This is a genomic window from Wenzhouxiangella sp. XN24, assembly GCF_011064545.1.
Classification (GTDB): Bacteria; Pseudomonadota; Gammaproteobacteria; order Steroidobacterales; family XN24; genus XN24.
Map to the genome: position 1 here is coordinate 1 of NZ_JAAMFG010000015.1, position 311 is coordinate 311.

Below are 311 nucleotides of genomic sequence, written 5' to 3' on the forward strand. Positions count from 1 at the left end.
GCTTGGCGGGCGTTGTCGGCGTTCTGCTTGACGGTGGAGGTGAGCTCTTCCATGGAGGAGGCGGTCTCTTCGAGGGAAGAGGCCTGTTCCTCGGTGCGCTGGGAGAGGTTGGTGTTACCGGCGGCGATCTCCTTGGCGGCGGTGTTGATCAGGTCCGCGGAGCCCTTGATGCCGGTGATCAGTTCATTGAGCTTGTCGATCGAGTCGTCGACGGCCTCCTGGAGGACCTTGAAGTCGCCCTGGTAGTTGCCCTGGATCTTCTGGGTCAGGTCGCCTTCACTCAGCGCCACCATGACGCGCTTGACCTCGTT

At 62.1% G+C, this 311-nt stretch carries 1 pseudogene; it reads right to left on the reverse strand.

Annotated features, from left to right (window positions below):
• Positions 1–311: pseudogene (locus G6032_RS00195) on the reverse strand (chemotaxis protein); the annotation flags it as partial.